Below are 14,308 nucleotides of genomic sequence, written 5' to 3'. Positions count from 1 at the left end.
CCCTGCCTTTTAAGCTGTATCACCATCCCAACACACATGCTGAGATTCCTTTTGTCCGGTTGCCTGGTTTTTGTATCCGTCTTATCTCTTGCTCAAAAACAGCGTTTTACCCATGCTGATACGCTCCGTGGGTCTGTTACTGCAGAAAGAGCATGGTGGGACCTCGCCTATTACCATTTGCAGGTAAAACCCAACACTTCCGACAGTACCGTGATGGGAAGTAACACCATCGGTTATCGGGTGCTGGAATCCTCTCAGGTAATGCAGATAGACTTACAGGAACCTCTCAGAATTATAAAAGTTGTTCAGGATGGCCGGGAGCTCACCTACAGACGGGACGGAAATGCCTTTTTCATCCATCTGGAAAAGAAACAGAATAAGGGTAATAATGAATTCATTGAGATAAACTACTCTGGAAAACCTAAATTAGCTAAACGCCCGCCCTGGGACGGAGGTTTGCAATGGGTGCGGGACGCTGAGGGGAATTCTATAATTGCTACGTCGTGTCAGCAACTGGGAGCCAGCGTGTGGTGGCCTTGCAAAGATCACATGTACGACGAACCGGACAGTATGCGGATCAGCCTCACCGTGCCAAAATCGTTGCAGGGCATTTCCAATGGGCAACTTGAAAGTGTGACTGAGCAGGCCGATGGCAGCCATACCTTTAACTGGGTAGTCAGAAACCCGATCAATAACTACGGCGTCAATATGAACGTAGCAAATTACACCAGCTGGAAGGAAATTTATAAAGGTGAAAAAGGTAACCTGCCTATAAGTTACTACGCTTTCAAAGACGATTTTGAGAAAGCAAAGGAACAGTTTAAACAGGTACCTCTGATGTTGAAAGCTTTTGAGTACTGGTTTGGTCCTTACCCCTTTTATGAAGACGGCTACAAACTGATACAGGTACCTTACCTGGGTATGGAGCACCAGAGTTCCGTTACTTATGGAAACAAATTCAAAAATGGTTACCTGGGCCGGGATTTATCGAATACCGGCTGGGGGTTGCGATGGGATTTCATCATCATCCATGAGAGCGGCCACGAGTGGTTTGCCAATAATATCACTTACAAAGACATTGCCGACATGTGGGTTCATGAAAGCTTCACAAATTATTCCGAAACACTCTATACCGAATATTACTTTGGCAAAGAGGCCGGCTCCGACTACGTGATCGGTACCAGGGAGCTCATATCCAATGATATACCCATTGTGGGTACCTACGGGGTCAACCAGGAGGGATCCAGGGATATGTATTATAAGGGAGGAAATATGTTGCATACCATTCGTCAGATCATTAACGATGACGAAAAATGGCGACAGATCCTGCGCGGGCTTAACCAGGCCTTTTATCACCAGACCGTGGATGGCTCGCAGATTGAAAATTACATTACAGAACAGGGCGGGAAAACCCTGTCCAAAGTTTTTGACCAGTATCTGAGAGACACCAGGATACCGGTTTTTCAATATTCCATTGACAATGGCGGCATTCAATATCGCTGGACCAACGTTGTAAAAGGATTTGATATGCCTCTGAAAGTAAAAATAGGCAACGAGGAACAATGGCTTTACCCCACTGCGAAATTAAAAACTCTTAAAACTAAAGGGATTAAAAAACTTGTGGTGGACAGGAATTTTTATGTTGAATCTAAGCAACTCTAATCCCAGCACTCCATGATAATCAGGTCTCCCTCACTGGCTGATATCCTGACCATACCATCCGCTTCCGTTTCATTGCTGTTGCCGGTCCGGTAACCCAGCGACAGGGTTTCGTTATTAAGATTATATTTCAGGCCACTGGTATGAATGCCATTCACCACCCCGACAGGAATAAGTGAAATGGGGGTACCTGCCACATACCATTTTTCAAAAACACCACGTAAAGGGAAAATTTTGGAGTAGTCGTCCAGCATCACCAGCCGGATCGTATGCTTATATCGGACCAGATTGGTAATATTACTGATGGAATGGTCTGCCCTCCTTCCCGTAGCCCAAATGATATTGGCAGCAGGGAATCCTCGCATGATTAAAAAATCGATTGCTTTTTCGAGATCCGTCTTGTCCTGGTCAGGTGTAGATATGATTTCCAACGGATACTGGCTCTGGCGGATCTGATCAAAATCATGGTTATGATCAAAATCGCCCATCCAGACATCAATTTTGATCCCCAGTTCCAGAACACGATAGATAGCGTGGTCCAGCACCACTATGAACGGGCTCCATTCCAGCAACTGGCCCAATAGTTCTTCACTGCAGGATTCTCCGTTGGCAATAATGAGAGCTGGCTCCTGTTTTTCCTTTACGATATGGTGTGAAGACATGAGATAGAATTCGTACTAATATTTTAAGTACCCGCCGCAGACAAAAGAACTCATGGAAATGAAGAATTTTATCAACCGTTCTTACTTAACAAACTTACATTTTGTTCAAAACGGCCAACGTGCTGTTCCAGATTATGAATATCTCTGCTCAGCTGTTCAATCATATAAGGTACTTCATTATTTTGCCTGATAAGCCGTGCGTAGTAATTTTTTACATCATGTGCCAAAACATTTAAACCATCCAATGAAGCCTGTATCTGCACCCTTGCTTCGTTCTCAGGCTTCGGTTCATTTCCCATTCATTTGTCGATTTTAGATACTCTGAGGTGCGAATCCGGTATCGAATATCTGAAAGAAATTAAACGAAAACAAGCCTTTTATACTGGAAAACCATGAGAGCGTTTTATTTATACGAAATAACGAAGTAATACTACAACACCTGTAAACAACATCTTAAAACCCAGTGATTAGAGGTATAGAACTATCCTTGTTTTTCACTAAAAGTATTTAGTTTTTCTTTCCAAAACCATCCAGGACTACCGCAGCAATGATGATCACTCCCATTATTACCTGCTGATAATAGGAAGTTACATTCAGCAGATCCAGACTGTTACTGATTACTCCAATGAGAAGGGCGCCAATCAGGGTTCCGGCCATGGTTCCTGTACCTCCCGAAGTACTTGTTCCTCCGATAATGGCGGCTGCAATGGCATCCAGTTCGAATCCCGCACCCGCATTGGGCTGTCCGGTGGTAATCCGGGAAGTGAGCAATATGCCCGCCATTGCGGATAACAGTCCGCTAAGGGTATAAACCCAGATTTTTACCGCACTGATGTTAATCCCGGAAGCTCTCGCTGCCTGTTCATTACCGCCCACGGCATACATATACCGTCCCAAAATAGTTTTGTTAAGTATGACGGAACAAATCAGAAAGGCAAGGATTAAAATGATGATCGGGAAGGGAATCCCAGCGACATTCCCGCCGCCTATAAAATTAAATGAATCGGACAGGTTTGAGATAGGCCTCCCTTTACTCAAGATCAGGGCTAGTCCCCGGCCGATGGTCATGGTGCCGAGTGTGACAATAAACGGGGGCACTTTACTTTTGGTGATAACAATCCCGTTAAAGGCCCCGGTAGCTGTCCCTGCCGCTAATCCAACAAGAATGGGAACGATCACAGGGTAATCGTCCGGATGGGCAAACATTGCAGCTACCACCCCGGTTACGGCCACCATGGAGCCCAGAGAAAGGTCTATACCCCCGGTGATAATCACAAAAGTTACCCCAAAAGCAAGCAAGGCATTGATGGAAACCTGCGTACCGATGATCATCAGATTAGGTACCGTAAAAAATCTTGGCGTACTGAAAGCAAGTACCACACAGAGAATCACGAACGCAAGAAAAATCCCGTATTGCCCTGATTTACTGAACCTTTTAACCATGTTTGTTTCCACTGTATCCGGAATATTTTGTAATGGTGAATTCAATTCTACGGAAACGGATAACTGGTATGCAGCTACTGAACCGCGTGTTGCATAATTAACTCTTCGGATGCCTCTTCCCTTGCGAGCAGGGCTGTTTGCTTCCCTTTGGAAAGAACCAGGATTCTGTCACTCATCCCTAAAATTTCCGGTAGTTCGGAAGATATCATAATAATGGCTTTCCCTTCCCTTTTAAGACTATTGATCAGTTTATATATCTCAAATTTAGCACCTATATCCACGCCGCGTGTTGGTTCATCAAGAATAATCAACTGTGGATCACATTGTAACACTTTAGCTATTACAACCTTTTGCTGGTTACCTCCGCTCAGATCTTTTACCTTCTTGTTAATACCTTCAGTCTTTATTCTAAGATCTGAAACCATACTTTCCGACAGTGCAGCCTCACTTTTTGTATTGATGAACAGGCCCTTTTTATGCTTCTTAAGACTGGATAACGTAATATTATCTTTGACAGACATCGCCGGTACAAACCCAAGCACCTTCCTATCTTCGCTTACGTAGCCGATCCCTTTTAAAATGGCATGTGCGGGGGACTTTATTGTGACGGGCTCACCTTGCAGGTATATACTTCCGCTGTCGGGACGGTCGAGCCCATAAATTACGCGTGCAATTTCGGTCCTTCCTGCGCCCATCAAACCTGCTATTCCCAGTATTTCACCCGCCTGAACCTGGAAACTGATATTTTGAAAATGATTTCTTTTTGAAAGTTCTCTTACAGATAGTACTTCTTTACCCGTATCGGTGGGAGTCTCCGGGAAAAGCTGGGTAATCTCCCGTCCCACCATCATAGCGATCAGGGTGTGATGACTGAGTTCCGAGGCTGGCTTGCTGGTGACATATTTCCCGTCCCTTAAAATGGTTACCGTATCTGCGATCCGGAAAATTTCATCCATTTTGTGTGAGATGTAAATTACAGATACCCCTTTCCTCTTAAGATCCGCTATTATTCTAAAGAGACTGGCCACTTCTTTGTCTGATATGGCCGAGGTGGGCTCGTCCATAATGATCACCTTGGCCTTGTTTGATACGGCTTTTGCGATTTCCACCATCTGCGTTTCGGCTACACTCAGATACTTCATTTTGGCCGAAGGCGAAATATCAAGCTCCAGATTCCGCAGCAGTTCGCCGGCGCGGGCATTCATGACTCCGTCATGAAGCCATCCAAAGATGCTTCCTGGCATTTGTTTTTCCCTTCCTAAAAAAATATTCTGGGCGACGGTAAGCTCGGGAACGGCCAGCAGTTCCTGGTGGATCATGGATATTCCCTTTTTCAGAATATCATTTACATTGTTGTTTTTAAGTTCTTCTCCATCAAGAATAATACTTCCGGAATCGGGTTTGAGCATTCCGATCAGTATTTTCATGAAAGTGGATTTACCTGCTCCGTTTTCGCCCATCAGCGCATGTACTTCTCCTCTTTTCAGATCAAGTCTGACGTCATCCAGTGCCTTGGTACCTGAGAAAGATTTTGAGAGGTGAGTTATCTGAAGTATATAGTCGGGCATGCAGATTATGAGATACACGGGACCGGGCCTGTGACGTGGAAGGTATTGCTTTGGTGTAAATAGTTAGTCCCAGACGAACCGTTCGTCGTATTCTACATTATATCTTTTTAAAAAGCCCCGGTACTCTGCCTGAAAGGTCTTCTTCTGATGATGTTCTTTCTGATTGGCTATATATTGCACTACTACTTCCAGCTGGTAAGGATTTACAGAGAATATGCCGTATCCGTTCTGCCAGTAAAATTCCTGGTACTTTATCCCTTTGCTTTTGATCCATTTTGATGAACTTCGCTTAACCTCTTCCAGAAGTTTCATGATCGTAATTTTTCTGGATAACACGCAGAGAATATGGATATGATCCAAATATCCTCCGATTTTAATGGGCAGGCATCCCCATTCTTTACATACGGCAGCCATGTAACTCCATAATTCATTTTCGATCTTTTCGTCGATCAGGGGCTGACGGTATTTGGTACTGAATACAATGTGTGTGCAGACCTTTGACAAGGATTGTGACATATCTGAATGGGTTGGTGTGTGCAGATGAATTCCCCAGGGCGCTGCCCTGGGGAAAAGTATTATGCCCTTACAGGGCGGTTACATTGTCGCCCTGTAAGGGCTAAGTACCTCCGCCCAGGGCATCGCCCTGGGTTTTAGATTATAATCAGGACCCCGCCCATTCAACGCCGGTATCTTTCCAGCTTTTCGAATTGGCCGAATCAAGTACTGCTTCACAGACTTTCTGGGTTTCCAGCGCATCTTTAAAGGTAGGGCTGCAATCCTTTCCAGTCTGCAGACTTTCAAAGAAATCAGCCGCCTGGTGAATGAAAGAATGCTCATAACCTATACTGGTGCCAGGAATCCACCACCTTTTCATATAAGGCTGGTCACCGTCAGTCACCAGGATCGAACGCCAGCCACGAACGATGGAATCGTCGGAATGATCAAAATACTCCAGACGGTTCAGATCATGCAGATCCCAGCGTATGGAAGCATGTTCTCCGTTTATTTCAAAAGTATAAAGCGCCTTGTGCCCACGCGCATAACGTGTTGACTCAAAAAGACCCAGTGAACCGTTTTCAAAATGGCAGTGGAAGATAGCCGCGTCATCTATTCCTACCTTCTGCACCTTACCGCTTTCAGCATGAACACGCTCTTTGATGAATGTTTCTGTTACTGCAGAAACGTCTTTAATACCTCCATTGATCCACATGGCGGTGTCGATACAGTGTGCAAGCAAATCGCCCGTTACGCCCGATCCGGCCGCATCTACATCCAGACGCCAGGTTGCGGTTCCTCCCTGCGGAACATCCGGATTAATCGTCCAGTCCTGAAGGAAGTTGGCGCGGTAATGGAAAATTTTTCCGAGCTTCCCTGAATCCACGATTTGCTTTGCCAATGTTACAGCAGGAACCCGGCGATAGTTATACCAGACCGTATTTTTCACTCCCGCCTTTTCAACGGCATCCACCATAGTCTGGGCCTCTGCCAGAGTTCTGGCAAGCGGTTTTTCGCACAGGATCATTTTCCCGGCTGCCGCAGCAGCAATTGCAATTTCAGCATGGGTATCATTGGCTGTACAAATATCGATGGCATCAACGTCATCTCTTGCGATTACTTTTTTCCAGTCGGTTTCAAATGACTCGTACCCCCACTGCTCTGCAAAGGCTTTTGCCTTTTCCGCATTACGCGAGCAAGCCACCTTCAATACGGGTGTATATTCGAGTTCCGGAAAAAAGTTAGCAATCCGATTGTATCCATTAGAATGCGTACGGCCCATAAGCCCGGTACCGATAAGCGCAATCCTTATCTCTTTTTTAGTTGACATATTTTTTAAAGCTATTGGCTTTCAGCAGGTGGCAAACCACTTTCTGCATTTAGCCTTTTGATCAATAACCTTTTTTAAAACTTCGTTTTGTTATGCCTGATACCAGCCATGCGCCTTACGTACTTTTACAAGCGCAGCAAGAATGTCGTTCCAGGTTTGCTGATTGCCCATTACCGAATTCGGGAACATACATCCGTCCCAGCAGATGTGGCGAAAAGCCTTGGTCAGCACTCCGTTTTCATCGCGCAACCAGTAGCCCGCATCATGAGTGATATCCAGTTTTCCGTTCGGATCGGTGGCCAGACAGTGACGACCTGTTTTATCATGCGAACCTGTTCCGTGAACAGTGCCATCATTTTGGGCAACGTGGAAATCGAAGGTCCATGGACGTAATTTTGCAGTCATAGTTTTAAGTCCCTCCTCCAAAGCAGCTCTGTCGCTCCATTGAAAATCGGCTGGTAAAATCCGGTCTTCCGGTCTATTATAGCCAAGTAGGTATAAAAAAGTATGGGACATATCTGCCTGGAAACCCATATTCGGGCGATCCACTGCCTCCAGCGTATCCAGCATCGCTTTCCAGCTATGCATTCCGCCCCAGCAAATTTCGCCCTCGGCAGCCAGTTTTTCTCCAAAGTCGGCGGCTACGTCACAGGCGATCCGGAATGTCTCTGCTATTTGTTTGGTATTCGCAGTGGGATCGGCAGACCATACTTCCGGTGAAACCGCGGAATCAATACGAACTACTCCACCATGGCGGACACCGGCTTCGCGAAGTTTCTGCCCGAAAACACATGCTTTACGAACCTGCTCTACAAACACATCGCGCGACTCTTTGCTGCCAAGCGCCGAACCTGCCCATACATTTGCAACAAGACTTCCGATTTCCAGATTGTAGCCGCTCACTTTATCAGCAAGGCGGCTTGCACCATCTTCACTGTTTAAATACTCACCAAGGTGCTCATCGAATAGACCGATATCAACACCGTCAAACTTTACCCCGTCCACCTCAGCGGCAGCCGTTTTTTCAAGCAACGTGTCGAAAGGAATAATGGGCTCCGAATCGGACCCTTTACCAACAATACCAGGCCATGTGGCATTGTGGAGTTTTGGATAATTATTTTCTGGCATGGTTTAGTAGCTTTTGGCTGTTAGCTGCTGGCTATCAGCTTTGTTTGATTATTAAAAAACAACTGGATACTTAAGATATAATTGTTTGTCCTACAAGTCTACCGATGGCCAGCAATCCTAAAAGCAGAAAGCTGGCCATTGAAAGCCGATTGCCTATAGTACCAGGTCCGGATTAAGCGGACCAAAATGTTTCAATATTACGATAGGATCGTTGGCAGAAGGATTGCTGATCACCACACCCTCTTTCGCCGCCTTTTCACTTACAAAGAACTCATCGTTAGTCAACTGTCCGTAACGGATCAGGGCAGGTGTTTCAATATCCCATACCCCAAACTTGCCATGTCCCTGCATCACGATGATTCCATAAGCCGCTGCGTCTCTGATCGTCACAGTTTGCCCGGGCAGTACAGTAAGTTCTTTTGCACTGAATGCTTCGTTGAGGTAGCAAACCCAGTTCTCGATGTATCCCTCAGCTTCCATTTCTGCTATATCCTTAACAGGTTTCGGACGCATAAAACGGGTTTCAAGCATGTTAGGATTTGTATTCAACTCCCAGTCAATTACTTCCATCAACTGGTCGTAGTCACCTTTGCGATCCTCGGGAGTTCCGTTCCAAAGCAATTCTTCAGGAACAATGGCCTCGTTTACAAGCGACTGATACATCGCAAATACATCAGAGGCTTTTTGCGGCTCATAGGTGCACAGGCTACCCGGAGCATGCAACATTCCTGGCGGAACATCCCAGCCAGTGCCAGGCTCCAGACGGAATGCCGAAGAATAATTTGTAATTTTATTATCCCCTTTATTGAAATTCATCAGGCATTCCTTAATCTGCTCTTTCGTTGTTCCGGGAGTGATTCCAAAGAAGGTATAAGGAAAATCACCGCCATGGTTGTTCAATTGAGGCGGAAAATAGTAAGCCTCAGGCTTGCCATTCTGTCCTATTAAAGCTGCGTGCTCGTCATTATGGTGAATGTGGTGAGGAAGTGGCCCCATGTTGTCAAAAAACTTGGAATACATCGGCCAGCTTTTGTACTCGTCCCAGAGACGGTCACCGATTAATTCACCTTTCAGTTCTTCAACCGCATCTTTCAAAAGTATCTGCTGATCCCCGCTCCCGTCATTATAAACAATCGCACTAAGTCCCTCGTTTTCTCCTGTCAATGGGCCGTTCTTGGCAGGTGTAGTGGATGACAGCCAGCGCTCGTCAATTCCGCCCCGCGCCCCACCCAGCACATAGTAATCATCCGGATGAAGTTTAATTCTTCTGCCTGGCACACAAAATGAACGCGGCACCCAGGTAGGAGCCAATCTTAATATACCTTTTCCCTGTTCTAATGCCTTTTGTGCAATACTTGATATTCCCATCTGGTTTTTGATTAATATTAGATTTCGTAATACTTGTTTCTAATTGTTTACTTCATTCGTAACGTTACATGATATTCTTTGCTTTCACCAGGCTGAATGAACAGGAGTGTCCCGTCCTCTCTTGCCTTTGCCTGCCCCGAAAGCGGATGCGTACTTGGCTCAATACCTGTTACATACTCGTCTTTGCCCCAGTGTTGCCAGTTAGCAAGCCAGGGTAACTGCTCCTTTTTATACCTCATCTCCATTTCAAGGCCCAGTCTGGTATTTTTTAATCCGCATATACTGTCTCCTGCGGCGTCTGCCTCGGTATCAATTAATACTACTTCTTCACCTGACCCTGAATGTGATTCCAACGGCGCAGGACACTTTTTAAATGAATTACCTTCCCTGAATATCCTGGCATTCTCTTCTCCGTTTCGGGGATACCATTTACCTTCCCAAAGGATATCAGTCCCCTCGTCTACCAAAGGATATCCAAAATTGAAATGATACAACAGCATATGAGGTGCCGGGGTATTGGCTCTGTTGGTCACCTCATCATGAATCTGTATGGCCGCCTCGCCCAAGGTTGCAGAAATGGTACGCCGGAGTTCCAGACTTGGTCCAAAGGGCCTGGTTTCACGGATTATACCGGTTATACTCATTTTCATTTTTCCGGCTTTAGGGTCCGGCTGAACGATGGATTCAATTTCCGCCGGTATGTTGCTGATCAGCCCATGCAGCCCCCGTTCTCCGTAACCGTCGGCCTCGGGGCCACCCACATGACTCAATCCGCAGGTGGTAAGCAATCCTCCTCCAAAAGTCCTGAGCCAGTCGATCCCCTTATCTGAAAATGGCTGCGGCGAAGTGATCCCAACGTGACTAAGCCAGGCCAGGCTGTGTTGATTATAGAAAGCGTCAGCAATATCCATTGCCCGATCAATCACAACTTTAAACCTAAGCCCTGCACCGGTGTTAATCCAGGCAATCCGTGTTCCCCGTGCGGCCCCATTGTCGATAACCGAAGTTTCGATTCCACCCAGTTGATGATGATTTGATATTTTATCTTTCCAGTTCTGATCCATCCGGCGGAACTCTTCGTTATTTTGTATTAAATAAAAATATTGTCCTACTCAAAAAAGGGCGTTCGGCATCCGTTTTTATTCCGTTTTTATTCCGTTTGGCTTGTAAAAAAAGCCTAGTGAGCTAATAACCAATTCCTTACCCTTGGATTAAAATCATCCGTATCTTCAAAATGAAACGCATGACCGAGTTTCGGATAAAGGAATATTTCGGCTCCGGGTATACCATTTGCCACCTCTTCGGCCATCCAGGCGGGAGTAAAAATATCCTCGCGCCCTCCGATGACCAGCGTGGGTTTATCAATCTTCCCAAGGTCGTCCAGTGCATTGTGGGTGATACAAGCGGCAGCCTGGCCTTCGAGCCCATGAAGTGGCTGTGGAAATGCACCAAATGCATCTTGTCTCCTGCCGTTTTCCAGCTCGTTATGTTTTTCACTATTATCCCAGGACGACTTCGAAAAAATCAGCAGCTGTATGTATAAACTAAATTCCTCCGGCCTGAACCGTGCTTTGGCGTTCATAATATGCTGAAACAATCCTTTTGCGTAATTGTCACATCTTGCCCAGGGGCACATCAACACAAGCGACTGTACCTTCTCGGGGTGGCGGATGGCCAACTGCTGGGCAATGGTGCTGCCCATTGAACATCCCACTACCCGCACCTTTTCTACATGGATGGCATCCAGCAAACCGGCATAGTCATCTGCCATTTGCTCGGTGGAATAAGGGCCTGCCGGTTTATCAGTAAAGCCAACACCGCGGTTGTCCCCAACAATACAGCGGAAATGATGCTGCCAGTCGGCCACATGGACATTCCAGACAGTACCCGGAGCAGTTATTCCCATGATCAGGAGCAAGGGTATGTCGTCCGGTGCATTCCCCGAAACCCGCTCTTCATAATGAAATTGTATTCCGTTGGTTTTTATAACAGGCATCTTTACAACTGATAACTTTGGAGATTCTCTTGGCTTTGGAATTAACGGACACCATTCTGATACAGGATGCCCGGGTCATTATTTTAATGCCGGAATCAGATCTTGTTGGATCCATCTGCCGTCGTGAAGCGTAACGAAATCAGGATCTTCCAGTGCTTCTTCTCCTTCATCTTCACAGATGATCCAACCGGAATAGTTGATATCCTTCAGCCATTGCGTTACCCCCAAAAGATCTACTTTCCCTTTGCCCATCAGCGTGAATTCAGGATTTCCGTCCCAGTCTTTATAATGTACATGATTGATCAGCGACTGATATTCCTTCATTTTGGAAAGAGGATCCATCCCCCCGTTGATGATATGCCCCACGTCAGGTGTCCAACCCGTAACCGTGCTATCCAACGATTCGAGCACAATGCGGTAATCTTCCTCGGTACGGATGATGGAAGAATGAGGAGAGTTGGGATGGTAACTGCAGGCCACTCCTTTGTCAGCCGCTCTTTTGGAAACTGCATTGACAATCCTCACAAGTCGCTTTTGTCGTTCCGCAAGATCATGACGCCCGGAAGGAATCTGAACCGTGTTAAGAACCGCTCCCGGAAATCTCTGAAGAACGCTTATTGCATGGTCCGCCACTTCACGCTCTCTTTCCGTTTCCTCCGTTTCGTTCCAGTCAAGAGCCAGTGCGAGTGCCGCAAGCCCGATACCCTGTTCCTTCAATTTCGCTTCAAGGAGATCAGGATTAACCAGATCGCCCATCCAGGTAAAAATAGGCTGGATACCTGTAAAGCCGGCCTTTGCGATGATTTCGATCATATGGCCCAAGCGGCCTTTATGCGTTTCACCATTATTACTCATAAACCAGGTATACACCTCAGAGCCAAAACGAAATGGGAGCTTTTCTGACATTTGCTTGTGATTAGGTTTCATTGGTAAAGGTCAACCCATTACCATCACTTTTAACTGTTAACTCTTAATTTTTAACTCTTAACTCTTAACCAATCCATGTTTCTCACTCATTTCCCTGATAAACCGGTATCCCTTTTCAGCTATATCCCATGGATCTGAGAATTCGCGCCAAACACCGATCGCATTCGCAAAGTCAGGGTCATTCCGCGAAAATGCCTCTATGGTAAGCCATCCCCGATAGTTTACTTTGGCAAGGGCCGAAAATGCGTCATCCCACAACACCTGTCCGTCACCCGGCGTGCCTCTGTCATTTTCACTGATATGCACATGAGCCAGATACGGTGAAATGGTTTCTATTGCAGACAGGTAGTTCTTTTCTTCAATATTGGCATGATGTGTATCAAACATAGCCCGAACATTCGGGTGACCTGCAGCTTCCACCAGTTTTTTAAGCTGAACAGTGGTATTGCACAGATAACATTCAAAGCGGTTCAAGGCCTCCAGAGCGAAAACCACACCTGCCTGAGCTGCATATTCTCCGGCTACATGCAGTACTTCTCCCGCCAACGCATATTCGCTGTCGGTAGCCGGGCGGTTAACAAAAATGGTGTGAGCAGAATGAAAAGGACCACAGATAATTTTTGCGTTCAGGTCATGCGCACGATCCACCGCCCATTTGATTTTGTCAACGGCTTTTGCCCGGATTTCTGCCGATTCGCTTACCGGATTATCCTCCTTTCCGACGGTAATTACTGCAGTTGTTTCCAGGCCAAGCTCTTGGGTATAGTTTCCCATACGCCGGTAGGCGGCTGCATCCGGGGAGCCAAGATAAAACTCCACCCCATCATATCCGATACCCTTGAGCCTGTCTATAATCGGAAAAACATCGTCAGATACAGCAGCTGTCCAGGCAAGTACATTGAATCCTATTTTATTCATTTTTAAAAGAAATTAGCTACTGACTTGTAATCAGTAGCTCTTATTTAAAAATCAGAAAATTATTGTTTAATCCGAATATTTCGGTACTGTACTTTCATCGGCGGGCCCACATGGACCTGAAATCCTAAAAAGCCCTTTGCCTTACTGTTCACAGAATCATTGTCGGTGACATCGCTCATCAGAACTCCGTTGATGTAATGCTGCAGGCGGTTCCCTTTAATAACGAGATGAAACTCATTCCAGTCTCCGCTTTTGATTTTTGCTTTCAACTCGGCGGAGGTTCCCAGCGAACCAGTCACTGTTCTGCCCAGCCAGGCGTTATTTTTCAGATTGGCCCCGAACGCTTCTTTGGATTTGTCAGTCGGATCATTTACTGTAACTATTTCCCCGCGATAGGCCAGTGTAGTCCTTTTCCTTTCCTCGTAATTCTGTCCGGTATAGTTATTAGCACCGTCAATATCCGCCTGGTAACCGCGCAAAGCATTCGGTATATCGGTCAGTTTATCACTGCGATAGTTTATACCAGAATTTCCCTTTTCGGTAATCTTAAACTCTCCTTTTAATTCAAAATCTCCCGGTTCTCCGCCCTGCCAGACAATGAAGGAATTGGTTTTAAGTACAGTTTCCGGTGTAATTTCACCTACCAGGCTACCTTCTTCTGCACGCCAGTATTTGGTATCCCCCTCCCAGCCTTTCAGCGATTTTCCATCAAAAATCTTCACAAAACCATCTTTCCCCTTTTTCTGGGCAACACAGGATATCTGGCTTGAAACAATTAACCCAAATGCCAGCAAAACCCCGGCTTTCATAAATC

The 14,308-nt window shown here is 46.0% G+C and carries 14 protein-coding genes; 1 reads left to right on the top strand and 13 read right to left on the bottom strand.

Features of this window, described 5'->3' with window-relative positions:
- Window positions 1-36: 36 nt before the first annotated feature.
- Window positions 37-1,662, top strand: a complete 1,626-nt coding sequence (locus tag KOE27_RS02130) for a M1 family metallopeptidase (protein ID WP_215237210.1) — start codon at window positions 37-39, stop codon at window positions 1,660-1,662.
- Here KOE27_RS02130 and KOE27_RS02125 read toward each other — a convergent pair.
- The 13 genes from KOE27_RS02125 to KOE27_RS02065 form a co-directional block, all read right to left on the bottom strand.
- A complete protein-coding gene (locus tag KOE27_RS02125; protein WP_215237209.1) occupies window positions 1,659-2,321 on the bottom strand; it encodes a thiamine diphosphokinase in 663 nt (220 codons plus the stop codon). The two genes, KOE27_RS02130 and KOE27_RS02125, sit on opposite strands and share 4 nt — an antisense overlap.
- Window positions 2,322-2,392: 71 nt before the next feature.
- Window positions 2,393-2,620: a hypothetical protein gene (locus KOE27_RS02120; protein ID WP_215237208.1), complete on the bottom strand. Its 228-nt coding sequence runs from the start codon at window positions 2,618-2,620 to the stop codon at window positions 2,393-2,395.
- A 208-nt stretch (window positions 2,621-2,828) separates the two neighbouring features.
- Window positions 2,829-3,764, bottom strand: a complete 936-nt coding sequence (locus KOE27_RS02115) for an ABC transporter permease (protein WP_215238335.1) — start codon at window positions 3,762-3,764, stop codon at window positions 2,829-2,831.
- Between the two features lie 74 nt (window positions 3,765-3,838).
- On the bottom strand, window positions 3,839-5,332 hold the full coding sequence (locus KOE27_RS02110; RefSeq protein WP_215237207.1) for a sugar ABC transporter ATP-binding protein: 1,494 nt from the start codon (window positions 5,330-5,332) through the stop codon (window positions 3,839-3,841).
- A 63-nt stretch (window positions 5,333-5,395) separates the two neighbouring features.
- Window positions 5,396-5,848, bottom strand: a complete 453-nt coding sequence (gene tnpA / locus KOE27_RS02105) for an IS200/IS605 family transposase (RefSeq protein WP_215237206.1) — start codon at window positions 5,846-5,848, stop codon at window positions 5,396-5,398.
- Between the two features lie 145 nt (window positions 5,849-5,993).
- On the bottom strand, window positions 5,994-7,157 hold the full coding sequence (locus KOE27_RS02100) for a Gfo/Idh/MocA family protein (protein ID WP_215237205.1): 1,164 nt from the start codon (window positions 7,155-7,157) through the stop codon (window positions 5,994-5,996).
- 90 nt (window positions 7,158-7,247) lie between these two features.
- The gene (locus tag KOE27_RS02095; protein WP_215237204.1) at window positions 7,248-8,285 is read right to left on the bottom strand and encodes a sugar phosphate isomerase/epimerase family protein; all 1,038 of its coding nucleotides are present in this window, start codon (window positions 8,283-8,285) and stop codon (window positions 7,248-7,250) included.
- 153 nt (window positions 8,286-8,438) lie between these two features.
- On the bottom strand, window positions 8,439-9,653 hold the full coding sequence (locus KOE27_RS02090) for a class I mannose-6-phosphate isomerase (protein WP_215237203.1): 1,215 nt from the start codon (window positions 9,651-9,653) through the stop codon (window positions 8,439-8,441).
- 47 nt (window positions 9,654-9,700) lie between these two features.
- Entirely contained in the window at window positions 9,701-10,717 is a 1,017-nt protein-coding gene (locus KOE27_RS02085; protein ID WP_215237202.1) for an aldose 1-epimerase family protein, read from the bottom strand.
- 113 nt (window positions 10,718-10,830) lie between these two features.
- Window positions 10,831-11,649 (bottom strand): alpha/beta fold hydrolase, encoded by an 819-nt coding sequence (locus KOE27_RS02080; RefSeq protein ID WP_215237201.1) that lies wholly within the window; start codon window positions 11,647-11,649, stop codon window positions 10,831-10,833.
- 78 nt (window positions 11,650-11,727) lie between these two features.
- The gene (locus KOE27_RS02075; RefSeq protein ID WP_215237200.1) at window positions 11,728-12,555 is read right to left on the bottom strand and encodes a sugar phosphate isomerase/epimerase family protein; all 828 of its coding nucleotides are present in this window, start codon (window positions 12,553-12,555) and stop codon (window positions 11,728-11,730) included.
- Window positions 12,556-12,633: 78 nt separating this feature from the next.
- Window positions 12,634-13,494, bottom strand: coding sequence for a sugar phosphate isomerase/epimerase family protein (locus KOE27_RS02070; protein ID WP_215237199.1), 861 nt, complete (start codon window positions 13,492-13,494; stop codon window positions 12,634-12,636).
- A gap of 59 nt (window positions 13,495-13,553) precedes the next feature.
- Window positions 13,554-14,303 carry a 3-keto-disaccharide hydrolase gene (locus KOE27_RS02065; protein ID WP_229252695.1) on the bottom strand — a complete coding sequence of 250 codons (750 nt, stop codon included), beginning with the start codon at window positions 14,301-14,303 and terminating at the stop codon, window positions 13,554-13,556.
- Between the last annotated feature and the right edge of the window lie 5 nt (window positions 14,304-14,308).

This window comes from Dyadobacter sp. CECT 9275 (genome assembly GCF_907164905.1).
Lineage (GTDB): Bacteria > Bacteroidota > Bacteroidia > Cytophagales > Spirosomataceae > Dyadobacter > Dyadobacter helix.
Note: the sequence above shows the minus strand (reverse complement) of the source record. Positions and strands in the feature narration are given on the sequence as shown.